The 17,136-nt window shown below is 45.9% G+C and carries 11 protein-coding genes; 3 read left to right on the plus strand and 8 right to left on the minus strand.

Annotated elements, in window-relative coordinates:
• Positions 1-89: 89 nt before the first annotated feature.
• The 6 genes from AC58QM_RS13645 to AC58QM_RS13670 all read right to left on the minus strand — a co-directional run bounded on the left by AC58QM_RS13645 (position 90) and on the right by AC58QM_RS13670 (position 12,241).
• Entirely contained in the window at positions 90-4,061 is a 3,972-nt protein-coding gene (locus AC58QM_RS13645; RefSeq protein WP_497284774.1) for an Ig-like domain-containing protein, read from the minus strand.
• A gap of 130 nt (positions 4,062-4,191) precedes the next feature.
• Entirely contained in the window at positions 4,192-5,274 is a 1,083-nt protein-coding gene (locus tag AC58QM_RS13650) for a peptidylprolyl isomerase (RefSeq protein ID WP_497284776.1), read from the minus strand.
• A 98-nt stretch (positions 5,275-5,372) separates the two neighbouring features.
• Positions 5,373-6,995 carry a cellulase family glycosylhydrolase gene (locus AC58QM_RS13655; protein WP_497284778.1) on the minus strand — a complete coding sequence of 541 codons (1,623 nt, stop codon included), beginning with the start codon at positions 6,993-6,995 and terminating at the stop codon, positions 5,373-5,375.
• An 81-nt stretch (positions 6,996-7,076) separates the two neighbouring features.
• The gene (locus tag AC58QM_RS13660; protein WP_497284780.1) at positions 7,077-8,774 is read right to left on the minus strand and encodes a type 2 periplasmic-binding domain-containing protein; all 1,698 of its coding nucleotides are present in this window, start codon (positions 8,772-8,774) and stop codon (positions 7,077-7,079) included.
• 105 nt (positions 8,775-8,879) lie between these two features.
• Complete coding sequence (locus tag AC58QM_RS13665) at positions 8,880-10,502, minus strand: response regulator transcription factor (protein ID WP_497284782.1); 1,623 nt, start codon at positions 10,500-10,502, stop codon at positions 8,880-8,882.
• A gap of 26 nt (positions 10,503-10,528) precedes the next feature.
• Positions 10,529-12,241, minus strand: coding sequence for a cache domain-containing sensor histidine kinase (locus AC58QM_RS13670; RefSeq protein ID WP_497284784.1), 1,713 nt, complete (start codon positions 12,239-12,241; stop codon positions 10,529-10,531).
• Between the two features lie 114 nt (positions 12,242-12,355).
• On the opposite strand from AC58QM_RS13670, the gene AC58QM_RS13675 reads away from it, so the two are divergent.
• The 3 genes from AC58QM_RS13675 (at position 12,356) to AC58QM_RS13685 (ending at position 15,191) form a co-directional block, all read left to right on the plus strand.
• On the plus strand, positions 12,356-13,306 hold the full coding sequence (locus tag AC58QM_RS13675; protein WP_497284786.1) for an ABC transporter permease: 951 nt from the start codon (positions 12,356-12,358) through the stop codon (positions 13,304-13,306).
• A 26-nt stretch (positions 13,307-13,332) separates the two neighbouring features.
• Positions 13,333-14,211, plus strand: coding sequence for a carbohydrate ABC transporter permease (locus AC58QM_RS13680; protein ID WP_436234423.1), 879 nt, complete (start codon positions 13,333-13,335; stop codon positions 14,209-14,211).
• A 125-nt stretch (positions 14,212-14,336) separates the two neighbouring features.
• A complete protein-coding gene (locus AC58QM_RS13685) occupies positions 14,337-15,191 on the plus strand; it encodes an EcsC family protein (protein ID WP_497284788.1) in 855 nt (284 codons plus the stop codon).
• Between the two features lie 278 nt (positions 15,192-15,469).
• Here the strand turns inward: AC58QM_RS13685 and AC58QM_RS13690 are convergent, their stop codons facing one another.
• Positions 15,470-16,267, minus strand: a complete 798-nt coding sequence (locus tag AC58QM_RS13690) for a serine/threonine protein kinase (RefSeq protein ID WP_497284790.1) — start codon at positions 16,265-16,267, stop codon at positions 15,470-15,472.
• Between the two features lie 46 nt (positions 16,268-16,313).
• Complete coding sequence (locus AC58QM_RS13695; RefSeq protein ID WP_497284792.1) at positions 16,314-17,078, minus strand: helix-turn-helix domain-containing protein; 765 nt, start codon at positions 17,076-17,078, stop codon at positions 16,314-16,316.
• Between the last annotated feature and the right edge of the window lie 58 nt (positions 17,079-17,136).

The raw sequence follows: 17,136 nt of genomic DNA on the forward strand, positions 1-17,136 counted from the left end.
ACAAGGACCAGCCTCTTTGTTAACTCGCTATACGCTTATTTCATCTACTCTTCTGTCTCCGCTACTTCCCAGGCAACCCAGCTTGCAGCTCAAGGACTGACCTGAACAAGCTCCAAGTCGTCGAAGTAAACTTCGCCAGGGACGACATGTTTGTACATAAATATCGTCGCGCTGGTGTTCGTGCTTCCTGTGGTGAAGGTATATTCTTTCCTTGTATATTCAGCAGAATTGACAACTACCTGACGTTGGTAGCTACCGAAATTCCTCACGCCGAACTCTGAGGCCCCGCCACCCACTGCCTTAGCCCATGCAGAAATCGTATACGTTGTATTTGGCGTCAGTCCCGTTACAAATTGCTCGATCCCCCCGTAGGCAGTTGCCAATTTGGCGGCGTAAGTTCCTGTACGAGCGTTCGTATTCACGATGGCGGATTGGTTAAAATGCGATGGCCAGCTCGTGAAATCTCCTGACTCAAATCCGGGGTTGTTCAGCAAATTAATTGTAGGAATTGCAGGTACAACCTCCACAACGCAAACGGCCGTTTTGGTTCCGTCAACTGTCGTCACGGTTACCGAAGCGGTTCCCTCACCAACGGCGGTTACGATGCCACTCGCATCTACCGTCGCCACCGAGGGATTGTTCGAGCTCCAGCTCACCGCTTTATTGGCGGCATTGGCTGGTGCGACAGTGGCTAACAAGGCAGCTGTCGCACCTATTTTCAGACTCAGACCGGTAGGGTCTAGCGAGACCCCGGTTACCGAGACAGGAGGCGGCGTAGTTGGTCCGCTTTGCTGAATAAGTTCAAAATCATCAAAGTACTCCTCGCCTGCCGCAGCACGTTTGTACATGAGAATGGTCGCGGTAGTGTTTGTGCTGCCTGTAGTAAAGGTAATCTCATTTCTCGTATACGCTGTCGAGTTGATATAGACCTGACGTTTGTAACTTCCGAAATCTCTTACGCCAAACTCACCATTAATCCCCATGGCCCATGCAGAAAGCGTATACGTCGTATTGGGTGTGAGTCCGGTTACGATCTGTTCAATCCCACCATATGCGGTTGCCAGCTTAGCAGCGTACGTTCCTGTATGGGTGTTCGTATTCACAACAGCTGCCTGATTAAAATTCGATGGCCAGTTAGTAAAATTGCCCGTCTCAAATCCCGGATTGTTCAGCAAATTGCTCGCAGACACAACCTCTACGAAACATACAGCCGTTTTGGAGCCGTCAACTGTCGTCACCGTAACCAAAGCCGTCCCCTCACTAACAGCCGTAATGTTGCCAGCCGCATCCACCTGCGCTACGGCGGCATTATTCGAGCTCCATGTCACTGCTTTGTTGGCCGCATTCGAAGGAGATACGACTGCCGACAAGGTCGCTGTCCCACCTACCTTCAGACTCAATGCGGATTTATTCAGCGTGACGCCAGTTACCGCGACAGGTACAGGCGGCGGTGGAGGTGGCGGTTCCGTTATGCCACTAGTTGTAATATGGAAGTAGTCAAAATCCGCGGTAAGTCCCGTTCCCCCACACACAATAAGTCCGATTTTGGGAGCAACAAGGTTAGTAATTACTGTGTTACCAATCTGGGTATAAGTGACACCGTCTACCGAATAATAGCCAGCATACTTATCTCCATACTTCACAATTCGAAGATAAGATACCGTCGACCCGATCGTATCGGGTACCTCCATATGCGTACGTACACCACCAACCTTAACGTCAAATTGCAACTGATTTCCGCTACCATACAACCGGGTCATCCGGATATAGGTATCGTCATTGACATACACGACCAATCCGCCTTGCGACCACTGCGAATTCGGCTTGCCTTCGAGCTTCGTATCAATGGCCCAGTTTCCTTCAGGCGCTCCAGTGAGAAGGATGTTCTTGGCATCGGCACTTCCGCCCGCGATATCTCCGTTTTCACTGACAATTCTCATATACCCCGGATTCGTGCTTAGCGACCATTTCGCTGGGTTCTCTCTGGTCCAATGCCATTGTGAATCGATATCCACATCATTGAACTCGTCATCAGAACCTACCGTATATACGGGATCAGGTTCAACTGGTCCGCCCGGCGATGCGCTGTACTGGATTAATTCCAAGTCGTCGAAGTAAACGTCCCCGCTGCCGCCGCTTTTATATAAATATATCGTAGCGCTGGTGTTGGTACTGCCCGTCGTAAACGTAAGTTCTTTCCTCGCATAACTGGTCGTGCTCATATGCACATCTTTGGAGCTGCCGCCATAATTTTTGACGCCAAATACGGCATCGCCACCGCCTACGCTCTTGCCATTCCCATACAATTTATAGATCGTATTCGGATACAATCCACTGATGGTCTGCTCAACACCCGCCGTATTCCCTGTAAGCTTGGCTGCATAAGTGCCGGTAAGCGCATTGTTACCCTCAATAGTAGCCCCATTGTAATAAGTAGGCCAATTAGTAAAATCACCTGTTTCGAACCCTGGATTCTTCAACAGATTTTCCTCCACTGGCGGTGGTGGGAGCGGAGGCAGATTGTTAGGATCCAGCCCTGGACCTTGGTAAGCACCGATATTCGGCGCTAGTACGGCCGACACCGGATTGCCGAAGTAGTCCTTGCCTCCGTTGTTCGTCATCAATGTACCCGTTCCAATAGCCGGGGATGTAGAAAGAAGCTGGTATCCGACTACCGTATCTTTGCCTATACCACCTGATCCAGGGGAGGCAAGCAGCGGATCCGCCGTAATCTTATTCGCATCCGTTGGTTCGCTAGCCGGATGGTTGCCATAGAACAGATTGTGATCAAACACATTATTCGTACTACCGGCAAAATTGTAGCCGCCAGTTCCGAGATTCGTGATGATATTGTTCGTGAAGTACGTATTTTTGGCATAACCGCCCCAGTTTAAATAATCCACCACTTTCGTGTTCGAATATCGAGGTAGATATACTGTGTTGTTATAGATACGAGTAGTATCAGGAGTTCCGCTAAAATTAAACACAGCACCGCTGTCGTTCTGGCTAATGTTATAGCGGATTGTCGTATTGGTATTGGCGTTGCTCGCAACCGTACCATCATTGACAACCAAGAAGGCTCCGCCTGCATTATTATGACTGTAGTTATATTGAATAATCGTTCCGTCACTTTTGTAATCCGCATCATAAGCCATAGCGTCTCCGCCCGGCGCTGTATTGTAAACTTCATTGTTCTGAATCAACGCGTCCTTCGCTGAAAATACCCAAAGCGGAACATGATAGCCGCTAGCTCTTACATGCGTGTCATGCACAATGTTGTTTTCAATCAAAGCATTGGTCGTATCCAAGATGAATGCGCCATCTGCACCCACATCGTAAATGACGTTATTGGTTACTTTGGAGTCAGCGGAATATTTCTTCTGTGCGCCGTAAATGTAAATGCCCACGCTATCTACGGAATAAATTTTGCTGTTATTCACAACAACATCGGATACGTGATAATCCCAATTCGTTCCCCAGACGATAATACCGCCATTATGGGCATAATCGGTGGCGGTATCCCCCTTCACGTTATGGATCTCTAGATTTTCAAAAAGAAAATGTTTAAACACTCTAGGATTGCTGTAGCCACCACTGGTGCCGTCCACATGTATCCCTCTGCGTACTGCCTTCGTAGCCGCATCATTGGTAATCTCCAGATTTCGGACTTCCCACTGCTCTTGATTGTTAAAATAGACCGCTGCTGCAGCGCCAGCCCCGGCGATCAATGGCTTACGGCCGGTACCATACATGTCAATCGTGATGGGATTTCCCTCGGTACCCGACCCTTGGGGAGAAAGCGTACCCGTCCATACACCGTCTGCCTTGAACATAATGGCGTCGCCAGGCTCAAAGACGGTACTATTGACTTTACTCAGCGATTGCCAAGCCGATCCCGAAGCAGTTCCAGCGTTCGCATCATTGCCGCCTATCGCATCCACATAATAGACGGAACCTGTTGCGTAAACCGTTGATGGTGCAGCCATTGGTAGGAAGCCTGCTACCAAGATAACGATCCCCAGAAGCAAACTTAACAGTCTGGACCCTTTCGTTTTCTTCATCACTTATCCTCCTTATAGTCATTTTTAACCAAACTAATCACATGAGAAAAGTAAGGTTAACGTTTATCTTAAAAAACAGCGACTCCCCTCGAGGTCGAGTAACCGCTTCCAAGAATGTTGTGAAAAACATTTAATGAACATGAATCTTTTTATAAGTGCTTTCATCTATCTCAACCTTAGCTTCTCGAACGAGCTTATCCAAATAGTCACCATATGCGGCGTCCACATAATTTCTCCACACGTTACGTTTACTCTCGTCATAGCTTTTATAGCCACTTTTTTCTCGATCCACGACCTTTACAAGAACATACTCCCCCTGCATCGTCTCATCCAATACAGAGCTAACCTGATTAACTCCCAAGTTATTTGCAAGTACGGAATAGAGAACTGCCTGAGACTTGAAATAGGTGCCAGCAGTATCCTTATTGAAGCTCTCCTCGGTAAATCGGAGCATGAACGCATCGTTCTCACCTTGGAGTTCACTTATCGCTTGATCCAACCCTTTACCTTGATCCAAAAGTAGTTTGATGGCGTCCATCCGTTTCTTAATGGATTGCTTCTTTGCATGACTGCTCTGTGCATCTCCCTTATAAGAAACGGAGATTTTCTGAAATCTAATCCTGTCCTCCTGCGTAAACAACGTATCCTTGAGAAGCTCATACTGCCGCTTGAGTTCCTCTTCGGTCACGTTCAGTTCATCCTCGGACAGCTTTTCCTTCAATTGCGTCCGCAGTTTGCTTATGTAATAGGTCATAAACGTGCTTTCATCCAACTGGACGGGGCCGTAAATGGGCTCGCGAGCTTTTACGGCGGCAAGCCTTCGCTTATTCTCTTTATCCATTTCATGAAGCAAATCCTCATAGGAGGAGCCTTGTATCAAACCATGCTGTTCAGCCAGTCCCAGTTCAATCTTGAGTCTGATGATTTCATCCAAGGCTCTCTGCTTAGCTGTCTCTTCCGGATTCTCGCCATTATAGTCCGTTTCCCAAAAGTTTTTCCCATATGCCACACCCTGTGACCGATAAAAATAGTCGATGACCGAAGTTCTTTGCTTATCCAACTCGCTCTTAAATTCTTGTGTTGTAATCATGCTGCCATTCACCATCGCAATGGGAGTCTGACCCGAATTAGCCCCCGCCGATGCATAAAAGGCGATGGCTCCGACAATCGGGAGAACGGTCATTGCTACGATTATCCTCTTCGTAAACTTCACTATGATCACCCCTACTTCATCTTATTACAGCGCTTACATTCGAGGTAGAGATAAAGTTTTAAGATGACCTAGGAATTTGTTAAGGTTTTATGCATCTTCTAGACAATTTCAATCCATTCAATCCGGACTGCGTTCTGCTCTGCCCGAATGACCAAACTCATTTGTTCCGTTTCCAGAGGCGTCATAACGATTCGTTCAACTTGCTGCCAGCTATTCGTGTCCCCAACGACTTCGATACTACCGAAATCCTCACCATTCATTGTGAGCTTTATCCAAGCGCTCTCTTCGACAGAGCTAATCATCATCCGAATCGTACATTGGGACGAATGCGAAGCGTTGACCGTAACATTATAAGCTAGCCACTCACCTGCAGCTAATTGAACAAACACACGTTTATCTGACTTGCCCCGGCCATGCCAAAAATTTGACCTCAACTCTCCTTCTTCCACAAAACGGATATCGGTGCAGTCCTGTTCACGGAATCCAATGAGATTCTCATGGTCTGAGGTCGTTCCGAAGCTGACACCCTTCCCTTTAAACCCGTAAAAGATTGCAGGAATTCGAATCGGTGCTCTCCGAAATAGAGATCGAGCAACATCCGAGTGATAGATGCAATTCCCCAGCGCTAGATTGTTTAGGTATTCCCATAAAATGCTCTCAGCGACAGCTGGATTGGGACAGTCTCTCCCTTCCAAATATCCGGTTAACAACTGCCAATTGTTCGGCATCTTAATAGAGCAAGGAGTATTCTCCGTGTCTAACTTTTTCCATGGCCAGAAGTTCCATGAAATGCCGTGCTCCTCAAATAACTGAAAGGCACCAATGTACCATTCGTTACTATTTTCCCCGCCTTCGCCCATAAAGATCGGCACGTTCCATTCCTCTCTTTTTGCCAAATATGGACTTAGACTCTCTGTGTCGGGATTACTCCAGTATTTATGAAATTGAAGCATCAGGTTATCATCCAACTTTTCGGTAAAGATAGACCAATCCGTCGCCCAATGAACACCTTCCAGAATGATCATATGACGCGTATCCACTTCCCGGATAGCCCTGACAATCTCCTTGTAAAGCGGCATAATGTGGTGATTATATGCTGAAAACCAATCTGGCAGCGGCTCGTTTAATAAATCGTAACCAGCCACAATCCATTCTTCTTTATAACGGTCAGCCAACATCCGCCATAAATCGACGGTTAACTGCTTGTTATTTTCATCCGTAAATAAGTTGGGATAATCCTTCTCCGAATCGTCAATATTTGAACCCGTCTGCCCCCCAGGCGCACCGTGCAAATCTAGGATGATATAGAGGTGGTAATCTCTACACCACTTGATTACTCTATCGATATAAGCCAGATGATGCTCCTTGATCTGAAGCGTCTCTCCTTCTTCCATCAGGAAGCGTGCATTAACTGGAATTCTTACGGAATTAAAGCCTTCTCCCGCAATTCGTTCGATATCTGCCTCTGCTATATACCTTTCGTAATAGAGCTCCCAGAACCATTCAGCTTTCACAGGACCAATTAAATTCTCAACCATTCGCTCGATCCGTCGAGGCCGATCCCCTTGCTCTGGAAATTTCCACATATACCCTTCTGGTAGCAGCCAATTGCCAAATCCGACACCCCGCAGAATGATTTCTCGGCCATCTCCATTAACAAGTTTACTTCCTTTCGCTCTAACAAAACCTCTTACATCCTGTTCTTTTCCCGGTTGACTCACGATCTATTCACTCCCACTTCATCTTTGTCATTCGGCCTATTTTAACAAGAAGCCCGCTGATATCCAGCGGGCTCCCTCATCCTATTTCTTCATTTTCGAGTACCAATCATTCACTTCTTTAGTCATATCATCGCCACCGAGGCTCTTCCACTCTTTCACGAAGTTATCGAATTCGGTAACCGGTTTTTTACCATAAATAATATTGATAAAAGTATCTCCCTCCAATTTGACGAGAATTCCGCCTTTGGATTGCATCGCTGGTGTATTCGCACCCGTGTACGCTTGAGGAATATAGATGCCGGCTTTCCAGCCATCATCGACAATTTCAGCTGCCTTGAGACCATCTTGACCGCTAACTGCAATTTTCTTCTCGCTCGGCGTTACTGGCGCTTTCCCTCTGCTTACGTCTGCTCTCAGCTTCATTCCGATGAATGGATCTTTCGGTTCGATTAGCAAATATTTAGCCGGACTGACTTTGCCTCCCGGAATATCCGCTTCGGTCACAGAATAGGTTCCATCTGCTTTGATTGTATAATCGTAATCTTTGGCCCATCCATTCACAAACTCGCTGCCCTCTTCAGGGTTTACAGCACCAAATATCCGATTCAAGTATAGAAATAGCGCATCAACATGTTCGAAATCCTTTTTAACTAATAGGCCGCCTCTTAAATAAGTCGTGTCACGGGCTTCTATTTTGCCATTCAGTGTTGGCAGCGGGTACGGCTTCATGATGGACCCCGCCACATTCTTCTGCATATCCGTGTTCGGCCAGCCAGACATCCACGAAGGAGCCACTACAATACCTACGCGACCTTGAGCAATCAATTCAGCTAATTTATTCTCGTCATGAAGGCCGGCTTCTTTTGATAGATAACCTTTGTTATACCAGTCTCTTAGCTTCGCCAAGCCGTCTTTCATCGCCGGAAGTGTCGATCCATGGACCAATTTCCCATCCTTCACCAACCACTGATAAGGTACCGTGCCTAAAGCACCGAATACCCACGAAGTCTCCCCAAGCCAGCTTGTGAACGGATTCGGCGAAGATCCGCCGGAACCTAAACTTGCTCCGAGTGGGATCACATTGTCAGATCCGCCAGGCTTTTTGTCCACGAAAGCTTGCATGACAGCTTCCAACTCTTCAAATGTCTTAGGCGCTTTCATACCAAGTTTATCTAGCCAATCCTGTCTGATCCACATGACGGGGTTGTCATTCCCAGCCGTAGCAAAGTTCGGAATGGCCATTTTTTTACCACCGTAGGTGACTTGGCTCCAATTCAATGGGTTCGAGTTGTAGATTTGTTTCATTTTGGGAGATGCATATTTCTCAAAATCTGCTGTGATATCTCGATACTTACCGGATTGAATCAATTCGTCCAATAACGTCATATCCTGTGTGGTCAACACATCAGGCAACGATTCGTTTGCTGTTAGCATTAATCTTAGTTTGGTATTGAACTGTTCGCCCGGTACTTGCCACAACACTTTCAAATCGACACCTAATTGATCGTGTGCCCACTTCGTGTGTACATTGTTTTCCATCGTCTCACCGTTCTTGAACTTCATCGTGGCGTCCGTGGCTTTGACTGTCGTGATGGTCACTGGTGTTTCAAATTTGTATGTTCCCTTTTGGATGGCTTCCGCAGAAGCACCCTTCTGTGCAGCGGATGAAGGCGAATTCTCTGCTCCCTTTTCGCCAGAACTTGTGCTTTGAGAACAAGCGGTTACGAAAGAGAACGTCATAATCACTGCAAGAGCAAGCAGATATCGTTGTTTACCCATTTTCTATCAAGATCCTCCCTTAAGCTGTATTGCGTTGCACCTTTATATTAATACAGCGCTTTCAACCGGGTAAGTGATAAAGTTTTAAGATGGTGTATGAAATTGTTAAGATTGGGTGATATGCCGATCCCTGTATTCTTGTGGCGTGACCCCGTAATAATTTTTAAATAGTTTGCTAAAATAAGGCGGGTTTTGGAAGCCCATTTGACTTGCTAGCTCATAGATTTTGATATCTGTTGAACCCAGCATAACGGCTGCCTTTTCCATCCTGTACCGCATAATGAAATCACTGATATTTTCTTTCATCTCCTGCTTATACATGGTTGATAAATATACCGGGTGCAGGGTCACATGATCTGCGATCGTTTGCAGGGAAACATCTTGTGCAATATGCGTTTCGATAAAACGATGAATTTTGGAAATAAGCTGGTTTTTGCCGTCCTTGAATTCACGGATGCTGCCCGATTCCATGCTTTCCAGCACCCCTACTGCCCACTCCATGACTTGGTCCGCTCTCTTAAAAGATCGTGGATCTGACGACACGTCCGTCTCCAACCCCGATACTTCCATCAAGGTTTTGCCCTGCAGATGCGCAATATACAGAAACGCATTCATCAGGGTATAAATAACTTCCATCATGTTTTCTTCGGTATCCATTTTCTTAGCGTTCATTTCTTCGAAAACTTCACTCAATTTGTTACGGACATCCCCCCACCGCCCCGCTTCTAATAGCTGCTGGACACTTGGCGGACTGTATAAGGATTGCAGAGATCTCGATTGCACGCGAGGCTTCCCAGACATGATCATGATTTCCCTATCGCTTCGGGGAACCTTGCGAAATTCATTCAACGATTTGCGATAATGCAGCGCGAGTTCATCTGGAAATAACCCTTCATCACTTATCAAGACGGAGACTTGCCCCTTCAAAAAGGCGGAAACTTTCAATTGCAGCTCGTACGCCAATTTCTCTAAACCTTTATCACCAATGGGTTCGAGTGATCCCCCCATGCCTTTGTCCTGCAGCAAAAAGCATAAATACCCGAATGTATCTTTACAGTACCAGATGTTATAATTCGCATCTAAAATTTCACATGCGATATTATGGACGGCATATTCGAATAACAAATAGTCTTCCTCTACCGCATCTCCAAACCCGCCATCCATTCTTACAAGGATAAACGAGCAGTTCATTCCAGGTTCAAACGGAAGCTGGTACTCTTTCATCCGTTCAGCTAATACAGAAGATGACAGGGAGCTTCCCGACAACAAGTTATTTAATAAATTGGATCTTAATAATGGCAGATGAACATGAAGTGTCTGACGGGCCCTTTCCAAGGAGCCTACATGCTCCCATTCTTCTTGGAAAAGCGTTCTAACACGAGACACCTCATCCATTAACTCTTCGTCCTTAATCGGCTTCAACAAATAATTCACCGTGCCGTACATGATCGCCTGACGTGCGTACTCGAATTCACCATAGCCTGAAAGTAAAATACACTTGGTACGGGGAAAGTGATCTTGTATATGTTTGCATAATTGCAGTCCATTCATGCCCGGCATGCGGATATCCGTGACGACAATATCGATCGGTGTTTTCTTCAGAACTTCAACGGCTTCCAGCCCCGAGGCCGCTTGAAAAACGTATTCCACACCGATACTTCTCCAATCATTTTCCACCATACTCTTTAATAGCATGGGTTCATCATCCACCAGCAAAAGTTGAATCATCGGTTCCAAGCCTCCCTACCTCATTCTCATTTCCATCGTAATGCTACACTGAGACCTGACAACTGACTCGAAGCTGTAATCATTACACCTGCATCTGGACCGAATCGTTGTACTAATCGTTGATTGACGTTCCATAGTCCGCACCCTGTATGTTCATCCATCGGACGCTCCAGACTCTGTACATAGTCCTCGATCTCCAGTTCCGTCATTCCCACACCGCTATCTTCGACAACAAGCACATTCCAGTCGGACTCACGACGCCCCGAAACCATGATAGTTCCTCGTCCTGGTTTGGGTTCTATGCCATGCACAATCGCATTTTCAACAACGGGTTGGAGAATAAGCCTCATCACAGGTTCATTCAGCATATCCGCAGGAATATCAATCTGATAATCAAGACGTTCAAGCCGTAACGAATAAATGTTCAAGTAGTGATTGACCAAATCGACTTCCTCTTTTAACAAAGGCATCTGATTCTCAACCCGTGTGGTATAGCGATAATAATCGCCTAAATGGTACGTCATCTGTTTAATGGTGTCTGTATAGCCAGCTTTGGCACACCCCGCAATGAAAGACAGGCAATTGTACAGAAAATGGGGATTGATCTGCGACTGCAACTGCTTTAATGTTGCGAGGCGGGAACGATTTTGTTCCTCGTATACATTGGTTATCAAATGCTGGATCTCATCCCCCATATCATTAAATCGCAGCATCATGTAATCAAATTCATTATGAAATCGCTTATTGATCCGGAATGAATAGTCGCCCATCTCCATATGTTTAAGCCCTTTCATGATAAAAGAAATCGGCTTCTGCACATGAAGATACAAGAGATACGAAGTGGCAAATCCAAGAAGAAGCAGCACGAACATGCTGATATAAAACAAATTTCTGCTCTTAATAATCGGAGCGTGAAACGTGTTTAAAGGGACATAATCAATCAAATAAGCATCGATACTTGGCAGATGGGTATAGCTCAAATAGGCCTTCTGTTCCTCCAGCTGGATGCTCCGATGCCCGCCTTCGTTTAAGCCCTCCTTAAGAAGTCTCTCTCCCAATTGTTCTAAGTCGGCATCCCTTGAATCAGAAACCGAGAACACCTCGCCCGTGCTTGTTAATAAAAAGGAGTAACCAGGGCTATCTCGTTTGTATGACTGCAGCATTTTCCTAATATTATCTAGTCCAAAACGCACCTCATAAATCGCACTTACCGTCTGTGGACTACTTTTGGAAAAGTACGGATCCCAAATAAACAGTTGATAGTACGGCGTTTCGTTAGAGCCTCCTGAGCGAAAATGCCATTTCCCGTTGTCAGCCGTTTCAAGGACACTTTGATCGTACCGATCATTCGGATTTGTCGATATTCTTCTTTGGGTATCGGGTAAATAGATGGATAAATCATTGGTCCAGTTACTGGAGAAGCTCTGAAGAAAGAGTTTTTCTTTTACCTGCGTTTGAAAGTCAATCATCCCGTAGTAGTCCTTCGTCAGAATACTCGTCTGAAGCTTCAAAATGGAGGAATCACGCGCCAAAACACTGGAGGAAAGGGACAGACGTTCAGCGCCTACTTCAATCTGATTTTTCAGAAACTGCAGCTGGCTTTCGTTGTACGCCGTGATCTGTGAATCGATAACCTGAAAGCTGGTCCTGCTGAAATACGCAAATAGAATGACAATGGGAATTAATAGAATGAGGATGACACCGTTGATTTTCAGGAATATAGGCCAGTGCCGCTTCATTGCACAACCTCCTTAAGATATTGACAGTCACCTTTAATATGTGTTCTATACAAAAAAACGCTTCCATCCTAAGATGAAATTACAGAAGACGCAAGTCGAGGAGGAAAATAATGTATGAAAGATACCGTCATTATAACATCATCGTCACCCGTAACGGCAAGAGTAAGAGAGAAACGAAATTATCCGCTTCGCAAAACATGGAGGCTTCATCTCATGCTGCTGCCTGCAGTATTAGTTGCTCTCATCTTTAAATATGCCCCCATGCCGGGGATCATTATGGCGTTTCAGGACTTTAAGCCATGGCTTGGCATTTCTGGATCTAGATGGGTTGGTTTGGATAATTTCCAACTTATTTTTACGATGAAAGGCTCCATTCAAGTCATTTGGAACACGTTAATTATCTCTGTTTTGAAAATCATTTTTGGATTGGCTGTACCCGTCACCTTTGCCCTACTGATCAATGAAATCCGAAATATGAAGTTAAAGCGCTCGCTTCAGACTATGGTGTACCTGCCTCATTTCATGTCATGGGTCATATTAGGCGGTATCTTGTTGGACGTGCTTTCACTAGACGGTGTTCTGAACCGGTTAGTTGCAGCTTTTCATATCCAGCCCATCATGTTTCTGGGTGAAGCGAATTGGTTCCGTTTTACCGTCATTGTAAGTGATTTATGGAAGGAGTTCGGCTTCTCCGCGATTGTCTTCCTTGCTGCATTATCAGGCATCAATCCGGATCTGTATGAAGCTGCCGAAATTGATGGCGCCGGTAGATGGCAGCAAACCATTCATATTACGCTTCCATCCATGCTTCCTATCATGGTTGTCGTGTTCACACTGTCCCTTGGGAACATGTTGAATGCCAACTTCGATCAAATCTACAACCTGATTAATCCACTTGTCCTTCAAAAGGGAGACATTATCGATACCTTTGTATTCCGTAACTTTCAGGGGGGTCAGTACAGCTTAGCTGCCACGGTTGGCCTATTTAAATCAGCTGTCGGGTTCATCCTGATCAGCGCTGGATACTACATTTCGCACAAATGGACGAATTACCGTGTATTTTAAAATGACGAACAGCGGAGGAACAGGCTATGTATTATAAAAATCCATCCTACAAAGTGTTTTACTATTTGAATGTCACGCTTCTAATCCTTGTCTCTATTCTTTGTATATTGCCTATGCTGCATATCTTTGCAGTCTCTCTCAGTGGAAAAACAGCCGCCGAATCCAATCTGGTCACGCTATTCCCAATCGATTTTAATCTGGACAGCTATGTAAAAACCTTTCAAAATGATAATTTCCTACATGCTATCCAAATCTCGGTCTGGCGTAGCCTAATCGGTACGGTAATGGCCATGATGGTAACCGTTCTCGCTGCCTTTCCTTTGTCCCGAAGCAATATCGAGTTCAAGCCACGTAACTTTTACGTATGGTTTTTCCTGATCATTATGATCTTTGATGCCGGACTTATCCCCCACTACCTACTCATACAAAAGATCGGATTGGTTGGCTCGTTCTGGGTTTACATTCTGCCCCATCTGCTCAATGTCTGGAATATCATTCTCATGATGAATTTTTTCCGTGCGATACCGAAAGAACTGGATGAGGCAGCTACGATGGATGGGGCCACATCCTTCCGAATTTTCTTCTCGGTTTACTTACCCATATCGATGCCTGCCCTTGCCACTCTCTCCTTATTCACGCTGGTAGGCCATTGGAACAACTGGTTTGATGGCATGTTATATATGAGATCACCCGAACAGTGGCCGCTGGCCACGCTTCTGCAGACCATCGTCGTCGCACGCGACCTCAGTAAAACCGGTATTGATTTTGAAGATTTAGAACTACTGTCCAATCGGAGCGTAAAAGCAGCACAAATCTTCATCGCGATGATTCCAATTCTAGTCGTCTACCCGTTCCTACAGCGCTTTTTTGTCAAAGGCATGGTTATTGGAGCCGTAAAAGAGTAACCCTAGAAGTACCCGTTGATGGAACACTCTCTACAAGTGTCCCTTCAGTGGGTACTTATTACGTATAGGCCTGCATCCAAATGCGATTACACACGTATACGATGTAGAAAGGAGTTGTGCACAGCATGAATGATCTTGAACGCAATCACCATCCGGATACCACGAATGAGCTCCGGCAGGCACTTCGTGAGATCGAAGCCTGGGAAGCTGATCAGAAAGACCTTTGGTTCTGGGAGAAGCTCGGGCGCCTTCCTTTTCAGGTGCTGGATCGCTTAACGCCAAAGTTTTTGAATAAAAAGATAGGTGAAGCCTTGGATGAGCTCGGCAATTATTTGCAAGCAGGCGGGCGATATTTGATTTCTGAGAAAGGGACCTTGCGGCATGTTGAAGACGTGTATAAGCGGGGTGAGCGAGATGTTCTTACTGAGGGGCTTTCCATTACATCCGTGGGTACATTGCCGCTGAAAGTACTGGATCAAACCGCTGATGAGATTATCCTGAATCGTTCGAAAATCGCAACGTTGCAGGGTGCAACGACAGGTATTGGCGGTATCCTCACACTCGCCATTGATATTCCGGCCATCCTTGGTCTGTCTTTGAAAACCATTCAAGAAGTGGCCATCTGCTATGGCTATGATCCCAAGGACAAGCAGGAGCGGATCTTCACCATCAAGGTTCTGCAATTCTCTTCCTCCGACATTGTCGGCAAAAAAGCCATTCTCGAAGAACTGGGTAACTATGCTACTGCGGACAAAGAGAAGGTGCAGATGATTTCACAGCTTCAGGGCTGGCGCGAGGTATTCGCCACGTATCGTGATAATTGGGGGTGGAAGAAGCTGTTCCAGCTCATTCCGATCGCGGGCATTCTCTTCGGCGCATGGATCAATCGCGGCACGCTGAAGGATGTCGGCGAAGCTGCAAAAATGCTATATCGCAAGCGGCGTATACTCGAGCGCTTGCACGACCAAGTCGATGGCTAGCTGAAACCACATGCCCCTCTTCTCGTATATAGAAGAAACAGCAAAAGGAGGCATGCAAGGTGATTAAATATTTACTACGTAAATTAATAGAATCTCTACTTCATTCCAGACGACGCCGGCATTACCGACATAGCAGTTCTCATCATCGCATTCATGTTACGCGACGCTACTCTTCCAGTGACCATCGCGGATACGGACATACACATGGACAGCGTTATTATAGGAATAGGGGCGGTAGCTCCAGTTAATCCACAGCCGCGAAAGTGGCTTTTTTCTTTTTAAACAAGTACGGTATCTAATTCCTCCATACAAGCTCGAACATTCAAATATGGCGGATCGATTTGCAATAGTTTCCGGATTATTTGCTTCGTCTGCACGGAAATGGATAGTTCCTCTTCCCATCCCCGTATGGCCTCCTGGTTATCACTTGATTCATAGGTCGAATACAGCATATACAATAAAAAGTGGCCGATCGCGTAGAGATCTGAAGTGACATCAACAGTCCTTCTTCGAATTAGCTCATCATCGGCATCGCTCGTTAACCGGGCTGGTTCTCCTAGACGAGCGGCTAAACCAAAATCAATTAGACTCATGTGATCTCCGTGTACGATGACATTCGGAATTCGGATATCTAAGTGAACGATGTCATGTTCGTGAATAAATTGTACAATGTTCAATAATTGTCTTATGAAGTGTAATGCGTCTTTTTCCTCAAAGCGAGCTCCCCGTTCAAAAATCAAATCTTCCACGGTCCGACCTTGGATATACTCGGTTATCATATACAATCGTTTCGATTCTTCGAAAGATGTGTAGCATTTGGGAATCGAAGGATGTTCTAACTGATTCATAATCGTTGCCTCGCGGCGCAATAGGTCTCGTCCCAGCTGCCCTTTGCTCGGTTTCGCTTGCTTCGCGACGACTTCTTGACCGGAATGCTTGTCTAGGCATAAATAGGTTAACCCATAGCTTCCCATCCCGAGAAAGCGTTCAATCTGGTATTGTCCCCGAATGACCTCTCCCTCTCTTCGAGGATAGTCGATCCAAGCTTCGTATACCTGTTTTAGGTACGCTAACACTGTTCGGTCTCCTCCTTCCTTTTATGCCTCGCAACCTCATCCTTCTCTAAACCTGCAACCGAAATGCGAGCGGTCCAGTTCCATGATGCTTCCGAAACACACGATAGAAATATGTCGAGTCACAGTATCCGAGTTCAAGCGATATCTCTTCAATGCTTCGATCTGTCGAAAGGAGCAGTTCTTCCGCTTTGGCAAGCCTTAGCTTATGCATGAATTGTAGCGGCGGACAGCCGAATGCCTGCGTAAAGCACGTAATGAGATAGGAAGGTGTCTTCCCTGCGTGTTCAGCTAGTTCCTTAACCGAAAGCGGCGATCGGTAATGTTCATAAATATAATCCCGAACCAAATAAACAAAGTGGAGGTTTCTTCCGTTTACCCCTCTGTGCAGCTCACGGCTCACATGGGACAAAACTTCAAGTAAGATTCCTCTGCACATCGACAGGTAATACATGTCTTTCGTTCGCCAATGCTGCATCAATGCCCCGACTCTCTCCTCCAAGAATGGCAGTCTCTTCGAAGCGAGCTTTACCGGTTTGCCCGCTTGCAGCATACTGAATTCCTCGTCGCCAGCATCCGGAATGAAACGAATGCCGTATTTATTGTGGGATTCTCCCTTTACAGGCAATCCAATCCGTACGGTTCCATGCGGCAAATAGAGGACATCGCCTTTTTCCAAGCAAATCTCTGTGCCGTTAATTACATATCTAAGCTTGCCGTCCGTGATAAGTATCAGCAGGTCATAATCTTGTACGAATTGATCATGATGCCAAGACGGTCCCGCTTCATAGTACATCACCTGGGTTATTATCATGTATCGAACATCCTCTGAGCGATTTATGGGCTTTCTGTCTCATTATAAGAACTTATCG

The organism is Paenibacillus sp. J22P165 (assembly GCF_059692015.1).

Bases quoted from the DNA above. Each gene is read 5' to 3' on its own strand.
- AC58QM_RS13685 (WP_497284788.1), top strand. From the start codon at position 14,337: ATGAATGATCTTGAACGCAATCACCATCCGGATACCACGAATGAGCTC.
- AC58QM_RS13680 (WP_436234423.1), top strand. From the start codon at position 13,333: ATGTATTATAAAAATCCATCCTACAAAGTGTTTTACTATTTGAATGTC.
- AC58QM_RS13695 (WP_497284792.1), bottom strand. From the start codon at position 17,078: ATGATAATAACCCAGGTGATGTACTATGAAGCGGGACCGTCTTGGCAT.
- AC58QM_RS13670 (WP_497284784.1), bottom strand. From the start codon at position 12,241: ATGAAGCGGCACTGGCCTATATTCCTGAAAATCAACGGTGTCATCCTC.
- AC58QM_RS13660 (WP_497284780.1), bottom strand. From the start codon at position 8,774: ATGGGTAAACAACGATATCTGCTTGCTCTTGCAGTGATTATGACGTTC.
- AC58QM_RS13675 (WP_497284786.1), top strand. From the start codon at position 12,356: ATGAAAGATACCGTCATTATAACATCATCGTCACCCGTAACGGCAAGA.
- AC58QM_RS13645 (WP_497284774.1), bottom strand. From the start codon at position 4,061: ATGAAGAAAACGAAAGGGTCCAGACTGTTAAGTTTGCTTCTGGGGATC.
- AC58QM_RS13665 (WP_497284782.1), bottom strand. From the start codon at position 10,502: ATGATTCAACTTTTGCTGGTGGATGATGAACCCATGCTATTAAAGAGT.